This window comes from Streptomyces albospinus (genome assembly GCF_014648695.1).
GTDB lineage: Bacteria > Actinomycetota > Actinomycetes > Streptomycetales > Streptomycetaceae > Streptomyces > Streptomyces albospinus.
The window spans coordinates 3,291-17,304 of sequence record NZ_BMRP01000009.1 but is presented as its reverse complement, the minus strand read 5'-3'; the positions used below and the strand labels follow the sequence as shown (position 1 = coordinate 17,304).

The window sequence follows — 14,014 nt, the reverse complement described above, 5'->3', positions numbered from 1 at the left end:
AACTGCGGTGTGCGGCGCCTCCAAAGCCGGCCGTTTCGAATGTGTCCTTCTACGCCTACCTGGCTTTGCCTGAAGATGGCAAGTGCGCGATGTCCGTATTTCGGTGGTATGCCCATTGTTTGGGTACCGGCGAGCGTCATGAAGGCGTAGGGTTCTTCAAGCGCAGTCGCAAGCAGTGTCGTATGCAAAACAGTCGTCTAGGCAGCAAGGGGTGCGCGCGCATGGACCGCGGGACGGTCGGCAGTGCGAGCCGGGGCCGGCTTCACGTCGAGATCCGCCATCACGGCGCCAGCGCGGTCGTGACCGTCGCAGGTGAGCTCGATCACCACACCGCGGATCTGTTGCGTGAGTCACTGGAGGGCTGTGTCGACGACGGATATGCACGCCTCGTGGTGGACTGCTCACCCCTTGAATTCATGGACTCCACCGGGCTGAACGTGCTCCTCGGCGCGCGCCTGAAGGCGGAGGCCGCGGGGGGCGGGGTCCATCTGGCCGGGATGCAGCCGGTGGTCGCCCGGGTTTTCGAGATCACCGGCGCGGAGGCGGTCTTCACGGTGCACGACTCCCTCGACGCGGCCCTGGCCGACTGACCCGGCCGCGGTGTCCGGATGGTTGTATTCCGGGCACGTAGTCCGTGTCACAACTTCCGTACCCAAGAAGTGGGTGTTCTCACGGTCCGCTCGGGCAGGAGACACCTGAATCCGTTGAATCAGTCAGTTGGCAGTTTTCCGTGAAAAGGCGAATCGGTGAGGTGAAGCGCTGATGAGCACCACCCGGCCGTACCCGCCGGGCGATGTCGGCCCGGAGCCGGGCAGTGCCGGTGCTTCCGCCGACGCCCCGGCTTCCGCCACCCCGGAAGGCCAGATCCGCAGGCTGCGCCTGGCGGGCACCCGGGGCGCCGTGGCGCGGGCCCGTGACTTCGCGCGCGAGGCCCTGCACGACTGGGGCTGGCTGCCGGCCGGCAATGCGGACCAGCGTGCCGCGGCCGAGGATGTGCTGCTCGTGGTCTCGGAGTTGGTGACCAACGCCTGCCTGCACGCCGAGGGGCCCGAGGAGCTGCGGCTGCGCTGTGCGGCCAAGGTGCTGCGCCTGGAGGTCAGCGACCTGGGCGCGGGCTCGCCGGCGCCGCGCAGCCCGCACCGCCCCGGACGCCCCGGCGGCCACGGCATGTTCATCGTGCAGCGGCTGTGCCTGGACTGGGGCGTGGTGCGCAACACCGACGCCGCGGGCAAGACCGTCTGGGCGGAGCTCGCCGCGCCGTCCTGACGGTGGGTGAGCCAACAGCGAGCAGGCGCGGGCCCCTTGGGGCCCGCGCTGCTGTCGTTTCCGGGCTCCCGCCGCCGCAACAGGGCTGCCGCCGCCCGATTGGGCTGTGCTGTGCCTTCCCTCGGCAAGGTCCCCGGCGTACCTTGAGCGCCCATCTGATGTGCCGTCAGCAAATCCGGCGGTGCGCTACCCGGGAGAAGGGGAACTCAAGGTGGCCCGCTTCTACGCACAGCACGGCAGCCGGCGCCGGGCGGCCGGCCTGGCCGCGACGGCGGCGCTGACGGCCGGATCGGCGGTGATGCTCGCCGCGCCGGCCGCGCACGCCGAGGTCGTCGACGTCAACTACCAGTGCAGGACACCGATCGGCAACAAGGGCGCGGTATCGCCCATCGACATCAAGGGGACCCCTGGCGGGGGAGCGTACAAGCTCGTCATGTCCTTCCAGAAGGGCGTCTCCTCCAGCCCCGTCGAGCTGGGCAAGGGCGCGATGAAGCCGAGTGCGCTGATCAAACTGGGCGGCGCGGAGAACGGCACGGTAGCGGTCTCCGGACCGCCCAACGCCGAGGCGATACCGGCCAACACCCCCATCAAGATCAGCGACCTGAGCGGTACGTACACGCCCAAGGCGAGCGGCAAGGTCACCTTCACCGCGTCGACCCTCACCATCAAGGCGCTGGGCACCACCACCACCTGTACGCCGAGCAACAGCCCCAAGCCCTCGCTGACGCTGGACGTGAAGGCCGCCGGCGGCTCCGGCGGCAGTACCGGCGGCGGCAGTACCGGCGGTGCGGGCGGCTCGTCCGGCGGCGGTCAGCTGCCACAGACCGGACCCGCGGACTCCGCCGTCGCGCTGGGCACCCTCGGCGGCACCGTCCTGCTGGCCGGCGCGGCCGGCGCACTCTGGCTGACCCGCCGTCACCAACGGGCCTGACCTCCACCGGGAGCCGCCGATGCCGTTCCGTACTCGCGCCGCGGTCACCGGTGCGGCCGTCACGGCCGCCGCCGCCCTGCTGTGCCCCGCCCCGGCCGCACGGGCCGCTTCCGCCGGGCCGGGCTGGTCCGCCGCGCCCAGCGGGGCGGACCGTCCGTACTTCTATCTGGAGGGCGCGCCGGGCACCGCCATGACCGACCGGCTGGCCGTCGGCAACCCCTCCGACCGGGCCGTCACCGTACGGCTGCGGGGCGACGGGGCCCGGGACGGGGCCGGTGCGTGGCTGCTGTTCGGCACCGCGGAGGTGACCGTTCCGCCGCGTACCCGGGCGACCGTGCCGTTCACGGTGACGGTGCCGCGGGACGCCGCCCCCGGCTTCCACCCCGGCACCATCGTCGCGACCGGGCAGGGCGCGCCGGGTGTCCGGTCCCGGGTGCCGGTGCGGCTGCGGGTCACCGGGCCGGCGCTGTCCGCGCTGACCGTCGAGCAGCTGTCGGTACGCCGGCAGGGGAGCGCGGCGGCGATCCGGTACACGCTGGTCAACCGGGGGAACACGGTGCTCCGGCCGCGGCTGGCGGTGCGCGCCGACGGCCTGTTCGGGCCGCTGCTGCGCCGGGCCGGGCGCGCCCTGCCGGTCACCCTGCCGCCCGGCGGACGCGTCGACCGCACCGAGACCTGGCCCGATCCGCCCGCCCTCGACGCGGTGGACGTGCGCCTCACGGCGACCGCGGCGGGCGGTGCGCACGATGTCGCCACGGCCGGGTACACCGCCGTGCCCCGGGACGGGGCCGCGGCGGTGGTGCTCCTCCTGGCGGCGGGCGGCGGCCTGGCCGTCGTACGGCGGCGCCGGCGGGCCGGCCGCACGGACCCGGCCTCCGTGACCCCGGCGCCCGGCGCCGTAACGGAAGTGACCGACACGAGGACCGGCGCGAGCAGCGGTACGGGGACCGGCACCGGCACGAGGACGGGATCAGGGGTGCGCGCGTGAACGGCGAGAGCGGGACAGCGACGGCCATCACCGGAGCCGCGGTCGCGGCGCCTCCAGGGGCGCGCGCCCGGCCGCCCCGCGGACGGTTCCGGACGCGGCAGCGCCCCGGACGCCGCCGCGCCTCGGCCGTGCTCGCGGCGCTCTCGCTCGCCCTGGTGCCCGCGCTCCTCCCCGGCCCGTCCGCCGCCGCGGCCGACGGCGCGCCCTCGGCGGCGGTGTCGCAGAAGGAGGCCGGCACGGGCGGCAGCATCACGGTGACCGGCCGGGGCTGGCGGCCCCACACCTTGTTGACCCTGCTGATCTGCGGGCAGAACATGATCGGCGGCACCAACTCCTGTGCCAATGGCGACGGACGGACCGTCACCACCGACGCGGACGGCGCGTTCCGCACGGGCCTGCCGGTCGCCGAACCGCCCAAGCCCTGCCCCTGCGTGGTGCATGTGGCGAGCGTGACCGGCCCGGCGACCGGCGCGGATGCCGCGTTCAAGGTGGCCGGGCACCCGGTGGCGCCGCTGCCCCAGGACGTCGGCTCCGGCCGGCTGGCGGTGCTGGCCCAGCCCCGGCTGACCGGCAGCAGCGGGCTGCTGACCTGGTTCGGCGCCCCCGCACAGCGCGAACTGACCGTCACCGTCGGCAATCTCGGCTCGGCGCCGGCCAAGGACCCGGTCTTCCAGGTCGGCACCTCGCACGGCGTCTTCGCGCCCAAGTGGGAGGACCAGCAGTGGCGGGGGACCGTCCCCGCCGGCCGGAAGACCGAGGTCAGGCTCCCGGTGGAGCTGGCCGCCGGGGCGCACGGGGACTATCTGGTCTCCCTCAAGTACGGCGGCCGGCTGCTGGTCGAGCAGCCCTGGGGGGTCGGCCGGCCGTGGGGTGTGACGCTCTTCTGGGTGCTGCTCTGCGTGGTCGTCCCGACGGCGGTGTTCCGCATCGGCATGGCGATCGTGGACCGCGTCCGCCCGGCCCGCAGGACCACCGCCGCCCGCGGCCGGCGCGGCGGTTGGCGCCCCATCCGGTCCGCCGGCCGGCACACCAGGAACCGTGACCGCGGCGGGACGCCGGACGGCGCTCCCGTACTGCCGTGGTTCACCCCGGACACCGCACCGTCCACCACCACATCAACCGAACGACCGACGTCGAAAGGTTCTGCGTGATGAGGCAACGGAGGAGAGCTGCGGTGGCCTCGGTGGCCGCGCTGGTGCTCGCGGGTGCGGGGACCGTGGCCGTGGCCGGTACCGCACAGGCAGCGGAGGTGTCGTACAAGACGGAGTGCCTGCCGCCGCCGATATCGGGGCTGCCGCCGATCGAGGGCACCACGAAGGTGGACGTCGACGCGCCCGCCACCGCGAAGGTCGGCGACGAGATCACGGTGGTCTGGAAGACCGTCGAGGCCGCGTCGAAGAATCCCGACATCCTCGACCTGGGGGAGAACACCGTCCAGCCGACCGGCACGATCACGGTCGCCGGGGCGCAGACCGGCGAACTGCCGATGCAGGGACCGCGGCAGAACCCGCCGATCCCCAAGGGCAGCGCGATGAAGCTGTCCGACATGACGGGCAAGCTGAAGCTGACCAAGCCCGGTGAGGTCACCCTGACGCCCGGCTTCTACAACATCAACGTCAACCAGCCGATCTCGACGGACACCAAGTGCTCGCCCAAGGAGACGGTCCGGCCCGCGGTCACGGTCAAGGTGACCGACGGCGGGGGCACCTCCGGCGGGACGAGCGGCGGGACGAGCGGCGGGACGAGTGCCGGGACGACCGGTGGCACGTCCTCCGGCGGCGGCACGGGCGGTACGGGCAGCACGGGCGGCAGCAGCGCGGGCACCTCCGGCGGTACGGGCGGCTCCTCGGGCGGCACCGGGTCCACCGGCGGCTCGGGCGGCTCCGGCGGCGACCCCGACGGCACCGCGTACAAGGGCACCGAGGTCCAGGTCCCGTACGACTGCAAGACGCCCATCGGGGACAAGAAGGCGACCTCGCCGGTGCAGATCAACGCCGTGAAGAAGAGCGGGAGTTACGACCTGACGGTGCAGTTCAAGAAGTCCGTCATGAACAGCCCGGCGGACATCCCGGCCGGCTCGGTCAAGCCGTCGACGGACGTCAAGGTCGGCGGCGCGGACAAGGGGTCGGTGACGACCGAGGGGCCCGCCAACAGCAAGCCGATCAAGTCCGGCGACCCCATCGAGATCCCCGACCTGAAGGGCACCTACAAGCCGGGTGCCACCGGCAAGGCCACGCTGACCCCGGGCGTGCTCACCGTCAACGCCCTGGGGACGACCACCACCTGCACCCCGGAGAAGGACCCCGGAGCCTCGCTCACCCTGGACACCTCGGCGCAGCCCGGCGGCACTTCGGGCGGCTCGGCCGGCGGCTCCGCGGGCGGTGCGGCGGCGTCCGGCGGATCGGCCGGATCGGCCGGTGCCTCCGGGGGCAGCGGCGGCCTGGCCCGGACCGGTGCCACCGACCACGGCGCGCTGACCGCCCTCGGCCTCGTCGCCGGCACGGCCATCCTGCTGGGCGGCGCGGTGTTCACGTTCCTGCCCCGGCGCCGGGTGCGGGTCCGCTGACGCGGCACGCCCCGGGCACGGCGAAGGGGGCGCCGCACCGATGTGGTGCGACGCCCCCTTCCGCTGTCCGGGCCGGGAGGCGTCAGTTGACGCTGCCCATCAACTTCTTGACGCGCTGGCGGTACATCCAGATACCGAATCCGGCGATGACCGCGATGGCGGCCTCGACGGCGACCGAGCTGGCCGTGTTCAGGTCGACGTTCAGCTGCGGCGACGTCAGCAGACCGGACACCGAGTCACCCGCGGTGACCGCGAGGAACCAGACGCCCATCATCTGGGAGCTGTACTTGGCGGGCGCCATCTTCGTGGTGACCGACAGGCCGACCGGGGAGAGGCACAGCTCACCGATGGTCTGGACGAAGTAGATCGCCACCAGCCACATCGGGCTGACCTTGCCGCCGTTCGAGGCGGTGTCGAGCAGCGGCATGAGGAAGACCGCGAACGAGATGCCGATCAGCGCGAGGCTGGAGGCGAACTTGACGACGGTGCTCGGCTCCTTGCCGCGCTTGTTCAGCCACAGCCACGCCGAGGCGACCACCGGGGCCAGCGCCATGATGAACACCGGGTTCAGCGACTGGTACCAGGACGTCGGGAAGTGGAACCCGAACAGGTCGTTGGTGGTCGACTTCTCACCGAAGATCGACAGCGTCGAGCCGTTCTGGTCGTAGATCATCCAGAAGACCGCGGCGACCACGAAGAACCAGATGTAGCCGGAGAGCTTGGACTGCTCGACCTCGGTGAGCTCCTTGTCGCGCTTCATGCGGACCAGGACCGCGATCGGGATGACCAGACCCGCGATGGTGATCGGCAGCAGCGACCAGTCGGCGAAGTTGCCGGTCACACCGAGCGCGGTGTAAAGCGCAGCCGCGGCGATCAGCCAGAGCAGGCCCTTGCGCAGCACGGACGCCTTCATCTCGGGCGTCGCGGGCTGGGAGACGACGTTGCTCTCCGGGCTCAGGTGGCGGGTGCCGAGCAGGAACTGGCCGAGGCCGAGCGCCATGCCGACGGCGGCGAGCGTGAACCCGAAGTGCCAGTTGACGCTCTCGCCGACGGTGCCGATGGTCAGCGGGGCCAGGAAGGCGCCGAGGTTGATGCCGATGTAGAAGAGCGTGAAGCCACCGTCACGGCGCGGGTCCTCCGGGCCGTCGTAGAGGTGGCCGACCATCGTGGAGATGTTGGCCTTGAGCAGACCCGAGCCGAGCGCCACCAGCACAAGACCGGCGAAGAAGGTCGGCGCGGTGGGCAGGGCGAGCGTGATGTGGCCGGCGATGACGACCGAGGCGCCGATGGCGACCGTCTTGCGGGGTCCCCAGAAGCGGTCGGCCATCCAGCCGCCCGGCATGGCGAGCAGGTAGACCATCGCCATGTAGACGGAGTAGATCGCCGTGGCCGTGGTGGCCTGCATGTGCATGCCGCCGGGCGCGATCAGGTACAGCGGGAGGAGGGCCTTCATGCCATAGAAGCTGAAGCGCTCCCACATCTCGGTCATGAAGAGAGTGGCCAGACCGCGGGGGTGGCCGAAGAAGGTCTTGCCGCCGTTGGCAGGGGTTCCCTGCTGGGCAGCGTCCTTCGTCTGGCTGGACGCCATGGAGGTTCCTTGCTGCTCGGGACGCCTCCGAGGGTCGGTGTGCGCCCGGGTGGGGGATGACCGGAACCGGCGACGCCCCGCCCGCCCCAACGTCCAGGGGGTTCGACACCGCTCTGGAAGGCGTCGACGGGAGGCCGTACGCCGGGATCCACGCCCCCGTGCCGCGAGCGCGGCCGGCGGACCCGGTCGACAGGTCGATCACTGTGTATCGGGACTGGTGGTTCCAGACCCGCACACAACGAGGGACCGATGACGTCAGTGCCGTCACGGCCCCGGTGGTTGTGCGTTGGACGTTGCGGCACACCATACGTCCGAGTAACCCCCGGTTGAAGTCGGTGAGACAACGGTCACACTCGGACCGGGAACTGTTTGGACCCGTCCGTACGACCGCACCCGCGCAGCTCAGGCGCGTGAGAGGGCGCGCGGAGCGCCCGCTGTCGCCCATCCGTGCTGGTCCGCCCCTCGGTGTCGGCACATCGGACTACCATCGGCCCATGACCCGTGTACTGCTCGCCGAGGATGACGCGTCCATCTCGGAGCCGCTCGCCCGCGCCCTGCGCCGCGAGGGTTACGAAGTCGAGGTGCGTGAGGACGGCCCGACGGCGCTCGACGCCGGCCTCCAGGGCAATATCGACCTCGTCGTCCTGGACCTGGGACTGCCCGGTATGGACGGCCTGGAGGTCGCCCGCCGGCTGCGCAACGAAGGCCACTCCTTCCCCATCCTGGTGCTGACCGCCCGCGCCGACGAGGTGGACACCGTCGTCGGCCTGGACGCCGGCGCCGATGACTACGTCACCAAGCCGTTCCGGCTCGCCGAGCTCCTCGCCCGCGTCCGGGCCCTGCTGCGCCGCGGCTCCACCGCCGAGCCCCAGCAGCCGCCCGCCACCCACGGCGTACGGATCGACGTCGAGTCGCACCGCGCCTGGATGGGGGACGAGGAACTCCAGCTCACGGCAAAGGAGTTCGACCTGCTGCGGGTCCTGGTACGGGACGCCGGCCGCGTCGTCACCCGCGACCAGCTGATGCGCGAGGTCTGGGACACCACCTGGTGGTCGTCCACGAAGACGCTGGACATGCACATCTCCTGGCTCCGCAAGAAGCTCGGGGATGACGCCGCCAACCCCCGCTACATCGCCACCGTGCGCGGGGTCGGCTTCCGCTTCGAAAAGAGCTAGGGGCCCGTGCGCCGCCGACTGATCAACTCCACGCTCGCCGTGGTGCTCGTCGTCATCGCCGTCTTCGGCGTCTCCCTGGTGATCGTCGAGACCCGCACGATCCAGGACGGCGCGCAGGAGAGCGTGCAGTCCGAGGCGGTCCGGCTGGTCGGGATAGTGGAGAGCCGGCTCGGCAGCAACGAGAAGATCACCCCGGACGTCCTCTCCGAGCAGATCACCGCCAACCGGTACGCCCAGATCAAGGTGCCCGGCAAGGCGAAGATCGAGATCGGGACCCGGCCGACCGGCGACGTGATCGAGTCGGAGGTGCACGGTGACCAGGGCGAGTCGGTCGTCGTCCAGGAGTCCCGCTCCACGGTCAGTGCGGAGATCGGCCGGACGCTGCTGGTCATCCTGGCCGTCGCCCTCCTCGCGATCCTCGCGGCGGTGGTGCTGGCCATCCGCCAGGCCCGCCGGCTGACCGCGCCGCTCACCGACCTTGCGGAGACCGCCGAGCGGCTGGGTTCCGGCGACCCCCGCCCCCGCCACCGCCGCTACGGCGTCCAGGAGCTGGACCGGGTCGCCGATGTGCTGGACGCCAGCGCCGAGCGGATCGCCCGCATGCTGACCGCCGAGCGGCGGCTGGCCGCCGACGCCTCGCACCAGCTGCGCACCCCGCTGACCGCGCTGTCCATGCGCCTGGAGGAGATCACCCTCACCGACGATCCGGACACCGTGAAGGAAGAGGCCACCATCGCGCTGGCCCAGGTGGAGCGGCTGACGGACGTGGTGCAGCGGCTGCTGACCAACTCCCGGGACCCGCGCAGCGGCTCCGCGGTCGCCTTCGACCTGGACGAGGTCGTCAAGCAGCAGATCGAGGAGTGGCGCCCGGCCTACCGCAGCGCCGGACGCGCCATCGTCCGCTCCGGCAAGAAGGAGCTGCGGGCCGTCGGCACCCCCGGCGCGGTCGCCCAAGTACTGGCCACCCTCATCGAGAACTCCCTGATGCACGGCGCCGGCACCGTCGCGCTGCGCACCCGCGTCACCGGCAACCAAGCGGTCGTCGAGGTCACCGACGCCGGCCCCGGGGTGCCGGCGGACCTCGGCTCGCGGGTCTTCGAGCGGACCGTCTCCGGCCGTAACTCCACGGGCCTGGGGCTCGCCGTCGCCCGCGACCTGGCGGAGGCGGACGGTGGCCGTCTGGAGCTCCTCCAGCAGCATCCGCCGGTCTTCGCGCTGTTCCTGGCCCGGGAGGCCGAGACCACCGAGGAGTGAGCCCGCCGGGCCTACTTCCGGACGCCGCTCGGCAGCTGCGCGTCGTCGGCCAGGAAGGACTCCGCGGTCTGCACGGCCTCGCGGGCCGGCATCCCCCGGAAGACCCAGGTGCGGTAGGACCAGAAGCGGAAGAGCGTGGCGATCCCGATACCGAGGAACTTGAAGAAGTTGCTCTGGAGCGGGCTGTCCCAGTCGAATCCGTACGTCGCGGTGTACAGGATCCCGTTCTCGATGACCAGGCCGATCACGCTGAACAGCAGGAAGAGCGTCAACTCCTTGGTGCGCCCCTGCTTGTCGCGGTCCCGGTAGGCGAAGTAGCGGTAGCCGACGTAGTTGGTGCCGGTGGCCACCACCGTCGCGACGATGCTCGCCCGGACGACCGGGATCTCGGTCAGGTGCCGGACGGCGTTGAAGACCGCGAAGTTCACCACGACCCCCGCGCCGCCGACGGCGCCGAACTTCGCAACCTCCTGGACGAGCGCTGCCAGCCTCGACCGCAGTGCGCTCCGTTCACTCATGGTGATCGTCCAGCTCCCTGTCGTGGGCGGTGTGGTCGGCCTGCGGCCCGGTACGCACCCTCACTCTAACCACGCCCGCCGGAGCCCGGTGCCGCGGGCCATCAGTCGACCGTCACGCGGAAGTTCACGGCGCGCGCGCCCGGCTCGTCCGCCGCGCCCGGGGCGCAGCGCCGGCAGCGCAGCAGCCGCAGGTCGGTACGCCCCGCGCGCACGGCCCGGAAGCCGAGCTGGCGGGTGCCGCGGGTACGGGACGGCGGATCGCCCGGTTCCGGGTCCGGGTCGGTGTGCTCGCCGGTGGCCGTCAGAACGGCCGGATCCGGCCGGGGGGCGGCGATGATCCAGCGGTAGCCGTCACCGGGGTCGTCCGGGACCTCGACGGTGAAGCGGTCGCCCGCGGAGACCGAGATCTCGGTGTCGCCGGGGCGGTAGACCGCCGGCCCGGACAGCTGGCTGGCCACGGAATACAGGGCGATCAGCAGCGCGGCGACCGCCATGGCGATCACCAGCGGCCGGGTGTCCCGCGCTATGTCACCGTTCTCCATCCTGCTTCCCCCTCCGCCGGGCAGGAGCCCGGCACCCGTCCTCGCTCCGGGCCGGCCTGGCCGCCGCCGCGGATCCGCACCGTCGAATGGCCGGCGATCTTCGAACGTCTGCGCTCGGAGGATCCTCCAAGCCCGGAGTCGGGGCGACTCTGCCGTGCGGCTACCCTGGGGGCGTGACGTTCCCGGTAGTCGGCATGGTCGGCGGCGGTCAGCTCGCCCGTATGACCCACGAGGCGGGTATCCCCCTCGGCATCAGATTCAAGCTCCTCAGCGACACCCCGCAGGACTCGGCGGCCCAGGTGGTCAGCGAGGTCGTCATCGGCGACTACCGCGACCTGGACACGCTGCGCGCCTTCGCGCGGGGCTGTGACGTGATCACCTTCGATCACGAGCACGTCCCCACCGAGCACTTGCGGGCGTTGGAGGCCGACGGCATCCCCGTACGGCCCGGCCCCGACGCGCTGGTGCACGCCCAGGACAAGGGGGCGATGCGCGCCGGACTGGACGCCATCGGCGTGCCCTGCCCGCGCCACCGCATCGTGGCCGACCCCGCCGACGTCGAGCGCTTCGCGGCCGAGGGCGAGGGATTTCCCGTGGTCCTCAAGACCGTCCGCGGGGGCTATGACGGCAAGGGGGTCTGGGTCGTACGATCCTCCAAGGAGGCGGCCGAGCCGTTCCTCGCCGGGGTGCCCGTTCTGGCGGAGGAGAAGGTCCCCTTCGTCCGGGAACTGGCCGCCAATGTCGTCCGCTCGCCGCACGGCCAGGCCGTTGCCTACCCGGTCGTGGAGTCGATCCAGGTCAACGGCGTCTGCGACACCGTGATCGCCCCGGCACCCGGCCTGTCCGACGAGCTCTCCACGCACGCCCAGCAGCTCGCGCTGCGGATCGCCGACGAACTGGGCGTCGTCGGGCATCTCGCGGTCGAGCTGTTCGAGGTCCGCGACGCCGACGGCGTCCCGGCCGTCCTCGTCAACGAGCTCGCGATGCGCCCGCACAATTCCGGCCACTGGACGCAGGACGGCGCGATCACCTCGCAGTTCGCCAACCATGTCCGCGCCGTCCTCGACCTCCCGCTCGGCGACCCCCGCCCGCGCGCCCCCTGGACGGTGATGGCCAACGTCCTCGGCGGCGACTATCCCGACATGTACGCCGCGTACCTGCATTGCATGGCACGGGATCCGCAGTTGAAGATTCACATGTACGGCAAGGACGTGAAGCCGGGACGCAAGGTCGGCCACGTCAACACTTACGGCGACGACCTGGCCGACGTGCGCGAGCGCGCCGCACACGCCGCCGGCTACCTGCGAGGAACAATCACAGAATGACCGCCCACCCGTCGCCCGGCCACCGCCCCTCAACGAGCGCTGGCGCGCGACCCTCTGATCTCCCCGTGATCGGCATCGTCATGGGCTCCGACTCCGACTGGCCCGTCATGGAGGCCGCCGCCCAGGCCCTCGACGAATTCGAGATCCGCTACGAGGTCGACGTGGTCTCGGCGCACCGCATGCCGCACGAGATGATCGCGTACGGCGAGGAGGCGGCCGGCCGCGGCCTCAAGGCGATCATCGCCGGCGCCGGGGGAGCCGCCCACCTCCCCGGCATGCTCGCCTCCGTCACCCCGCTGCCCGTCATCGGCGTTCCCGTCCCGCTCAAGTACCTGGACGGGATGGACTCCCTGCTCTCCATCGTGCAGATGCCGGCCGGCGTGCCGGTCGCCACCGTCTCGGTCGGCGGCGCCCGCAACGCCGGACTGCTCGCGGCCCGCATCCTCGGCGCGCACGACCCCGAACTCCTCTCCCGTATGCGGGACTTCCAGCAGGAGCTGAACGACCAGGCCACCGAGAAGGGCAAGCGGCTGCGCAACAAGGTCGCGAACGCCGGCGGCTTCGGCTTCGGGGGCAAGAAGTGACGGCCGCCCGGGACGCCGCCCGGGAGCTGCTGGCCGAGTGGCCCGTCGTCGACGGCCACAACGACCTCCCCTGGGCGCTGCGCGAACAGGTCCGCTACGACCTCGACCGGCGCGATGTCGCCACCGACCAGAGCGCCAGCCTGCACACCGACATCCCGCGGCTGCGCGCCGGCGGGGTCGGCGCGCAGTTCTGGTCGGTGTACGTCCGCTCCGACTACACCGGCGACCACGCCGTCAGCGCCACCCTCGAACAGATCGACGTGGTACGGCAGTTGACGGACCGCTACGCCGCCGACCTGGCGCCCGCGCGGACCGCCGACGACATGGAGGCGGCACGGGCGGAAGGCCGCATCGCCTCCCTCATGGGCGCCGAGGGCGGCCACTCCATCAACAACTCGCTCGCCACCCTGCGCGCGTTCCACGACCTCGGCGTCCGCTACATGACGCTGACCCACAACGACAACAACGACTGGGCGGACTCGGCGACCGACGAGCCGCGCCACCACGGCCTGTCGGCGTTCGGCGAAGAGGTCGTCCGCGAGATGAACCGCTGCGGGATGCTCGTCGACCTCTCGCACGTCTCCCCGGACACCATGCGCGACGCGCTCCGCGTCAGCACCGCGCCGGTGATCTTCTCGCACTCCTCCGCCCGCGCCGTCTGCGACCACCCGCGCAACATCCCCGACGACGTCCTGGCCCAACTGCCCGCCAACGGCGGCGTCGCGATGGCCACCTTCGTCCCGAAGTTCGTGCTGCCCGCCGCCGTCGCATGGACGCTGCGCGCCGACGAGAACATGCGCGCGCACGGCCTGCACCACCTCGACACCACCGAGGCGGGCATGGCGGTCCAGCGCGCCTTCGAGGCCGCCAACCCGCGGCCGACGGCCACCGCGGCCACGGTCGCCGACCACCTCGACCACATGCGCGAGGTCGCCGGCATCGACCACATCGGCATCGGCGGCGACTTCGACGGCACCGCCTTCACCCCCGCCGACCTCGCCGACGTCGCGGGCTACCCCAACCTCATCGCCGAACTGCTCGACCGCAAGTGGTCCAAGGCCGACCTGGCCAAGCTGACCTGGCAGAACGCGGTCCGCGCACTCCGCGCGGCGGAAGACGTGTCCCGCGCTGAACGGAAGCTGCGGGGGCCGTCCAACGTGACCATCTGAGCCGATGGGGCCGCCCCCGCGTTGTCGGCTTTCCCGCCGTGGGGGTGCGCGTGTTTGCGCCTTCGGCGCGGGGTGTTGTCCGCTGCGCGGGGCTTTCGGGGTGCGGTG

General features: G+C 71.9%; 14 protein-coding genes. 11 read left to right on the top strand and 3 right to left on the bottom strand.

The features are described from left to right. Window positions 1-221: 221 nt before the first annotated feature. The 6 genes from IEZ17_RS14465 (at window position 222) to IEZ17_RS14440 (ending at window position 5,751) form a co-directional block, all read left to right on the top strand. On the top strand, window positions 222-590 hold the full coding sequence (locus tag IEZ17_RS14465) for an STAS domain-containing protein (protein ID WP_039635822.1): 369 nt from the start codon (window positions 222-224) through the stop codon (window positions 588-590). 172 nt (window positions 591-762) lie between these two features. After that, window positions 763-1,266: an ATP-binding protein gene (locus IEZ17_RS14460; RefSeq protein WP_189300149.1), complete on the top strand. Its 504-nt coding sequence runs from the start codon at window positions 763-765 to the stop codon at window positions 1,264-1,266. A 211-nt stretch (window positions 1,267-1,477) separates the two neighbouring features. Then, window positions 1,478-2,197 (top strand): LPXTG cell wall anchor domain-containing protein, encoded by a 720-nt coding sequence (locus IEZ17_RS14455; RefSeq protein ID WP_189300477.1) that lies wholly within the window; start codon window positions 1,478-1,480, stop codon window positions 2,195-2,197. 19 nt (window positions 2,198-2,216) lie between these two features. Continuing rightward, the gene (locus tag IEZ17_RS14450; protein ID WP_189300147.1) at window positions 2,217-3,185 is read left to right on the top strand and encodes a COG1470 family protein; all 969 of its coding nucleotides are present in this window, start codon (window positions 2,217-2,219) and stop codon (window positions 3,183-3,185) included. Beyond that, entirely contained in the window at window positions 3,182-4,336 is a 1,155-nt protein-coding gene (locus tag IEZ17_RS14445; protein WP_373299817.1) for a hypothetical protein, read from the top strand. Before IEZ17_RS14450 ends, IEZ17_RS14445 begins: the two co-directional genes overlap by 4 nt. Next, window positions 4,336-5,751, top strand: coding sequence for a hypothetical protein (locus IEZ17_RS14440; RefSeq protein ID WP_189300145.1), 1,416 nt, complete (start codon window positions 4,336-4,338; stop codon window positions 5,749-5,751). The genes IEZ17_RS14445 and IEZ17_RS14440 overlap by 1 nt, the downstream gene beginning before the upstream one ends. A gap of 82 nt (window positions 5,752-5,833) precedes the next feature. Here IEZ17_RS14440 and IEZ17_RS14435 read toward each other — a convergent pair whose 3' ends face one another. Further along, window positions 5,834-7,339 carry a peptide MFS transporter gene (locus IEZ17_RS14435; RefSeq protein ID WP_189300143.1) on the bottom strand — a complete coding sequence of 502 codons (1,506 nt, stop codon included), beginning with the start codon at window positions 7,337-7,339 and terminating at the stop codon, window positions 5,834-5,836. A gap of 494 nt (window positions 7,340-7,833) precedes the next feature. Between IEZ17_RS14435 and IEZ17_RS14430 the strand changes: the two genes are divergently transcribed. Together IEZ17_RS14430 and IEZ17_RS14425 are read left to right on the top strand one after the other, a co-directional pair. Next, on the top strand, window positions 7,834-8,514 hold the full coding sequence (locus IEZ17_RS14430; protein WP_030086430.1) for a response regulator transcription factor: 681 nt from the start codon (window positions 7,834-7,836) through the stop codon (window positions 8,512-8,514). 6 nt (window positions 8,515-8,520) lie between these two features. Then, a complete protein-coding gene (locus IEZ17_RS14425) occupies window positions 8,521-9,768 on the top strand; it encodes a sensor histidine kinase (RefSeq protein ID WP_189300141.1) in 1,248 nt (415 codons plus the stop codon). Window positions 9,769-9,779: 11 nt separating this feature from the next. Here IEZ17_RS14425 and IEZ17_RS14420 read toward each other — a convergent pair whose 3' ends face one another. Together IEZ17_RS14420 and IEZ17_RS14415 are read right to left on the bottom strand one after the other, a co-directional pair. Continuing rightward, window positions 9,780-10,286, bottom strand: a complete 507-nt coding sequence (locus IEZ17_RS14420; RefSeq protein ID WP_189300139.1) for a GtrA family protein — start codon at window positions 10,284-10,286, stop codon at window positions 9,780-9,782. Window positions 10,287-10,387: 101 nt separating this feature from the next. Then, on the bottom strand, window positions 10,388-10,828 hold the full coding sequence (locus tag IEZ17_RS14415) for a protease inhibitor I42 family protein (protein WP_229852266.1): 441 nt from the start codon (window positions 10,826-10,828) through the stop codon (window positions 10,388-10,390). A gap of 173 nt (window positions 10,829-11,001) precedes the next feature. Between IEZ17_RS14415 and IEZ17_RS14410 the strand changes: the two genes are divergently transcribed. Genes IEZ17_RS14410 through IEZ17_RS14400 form a run of 3 tightly spaced genes read left to right on the top strand, consistent with a single transcriptional unit; the run spans window position 11,002 to window position 13,906 of the window. Beyond that, complete coding sequence (locus IEZ17_RS14410; RefSeq protein WP_308427649.1) at window positions 11,002-12,153, top strand: 5-(carboxyamino)imidazole ribonucleotide synthase; 1,152 nt, start codon at window positions 11,002-11,004, stop codon at window positions 12,151-12,153. Continuing rightward, the gene (gene purE / locus IEZ17_RS14405) at window positions 12,150-12,737 is read left to right on the top strand and encodes a 5-(carboxyamino)imidazole ribonucleotide mutase (protein WP_189300137.1); all 588 of its coding nucleotides are present in this window, start codon (window positions 12,150-12,152) and stop codon (window positions 12,735-12,737) included. Before IEZ17_RS14410 ends, purE begins: the two co-directional genes overlap by 4 nt. Next, window positions 12,734-13,906 carry a dipeptidase gene (locus tag IEZ17_RS14400; protein WP_189300135.1) on the top strand — a complete coding sequence of 391 codons (1,173 nt, stop codon included), beginning with the start codon at window positions 12,734-12,736 and terminating at the stop codon, window positions 13,904-13,906. Before purE ends, IEZ17_RS14400 begins: the two co-directional genes overlap by 4 nt. Window positions 13,907-14,014: the final 108 nt, after the last annotated feature.

Excerpts from the sequence above, each read along its gene's own strand:
- IEZ17_RS14465 (WP_039635822.1), top strand. The coding sequence starts at position 222 with ATGGACCGCGGGACGGTCGGCAGTGCGAGCCGGGGCCGGCTTCACGTC.
- IEZ17_RS14460 (WP_189300149.1), top strand. The coding sequence starts at position 763 with ATGAGCACCACCCGGCCGTACCCGCCGGGCGATGTCGGCCCGGAGCCG.
- IEZ17_RS14450 (WP_189300147.1), top strand. The coding sequence starts at position 2,217 with ATGCCGTTCCGTACTCGCGCCGCGGTCACCGGTGCGGCCGTCACGGCC.
- IEZ17_RS14440 (WP_189300145.1), top strand. The coding sequence starts at position 4,336 with ATGAGGCAACGGAGGAGAGCTGCGGTGGCCTCGGTGGCCGCGCTGGTG.
- IEZ17_RS14435 (WP_189300143.1), bottom strand. The coding sequence starts at position 7,339 with ATGGCGTCCAGCCAGACGAAGGACGCTGCCCAGCAGGGAACCCCTGCC.
- IEZ17_RS14430 (WP_030086430.1), top strand. The coding sequence starts at position 7,834 with ATGACCCGTGTACTGCTCGCCGAGGATGACGCGTCCATCTCGGAGCCG.
- IEZ17_RS14420 (WP_189300139.1), bottom strand. The coding sequence starts at position 10,286 with ATGAGTGAACGGAGCGCACTGCGGTCGAGGCTGGCAGCGCTCGTCCAG.
- IEZ17_RS14415 (WP_229852266.1), bottom strand. The coding sequence starts at position 10,828 with ATGGAGAACGGTGACATAGCGCGGGACACCCGGCCGCTGGTGATCGCC.
- purE (WP_189300137.1), top strand. The coding sequence starts at position 12,150 with ATGACCGCCCACCCGTCGCCCGGCCACCGCCCCTCAACGAGCGCTGGC.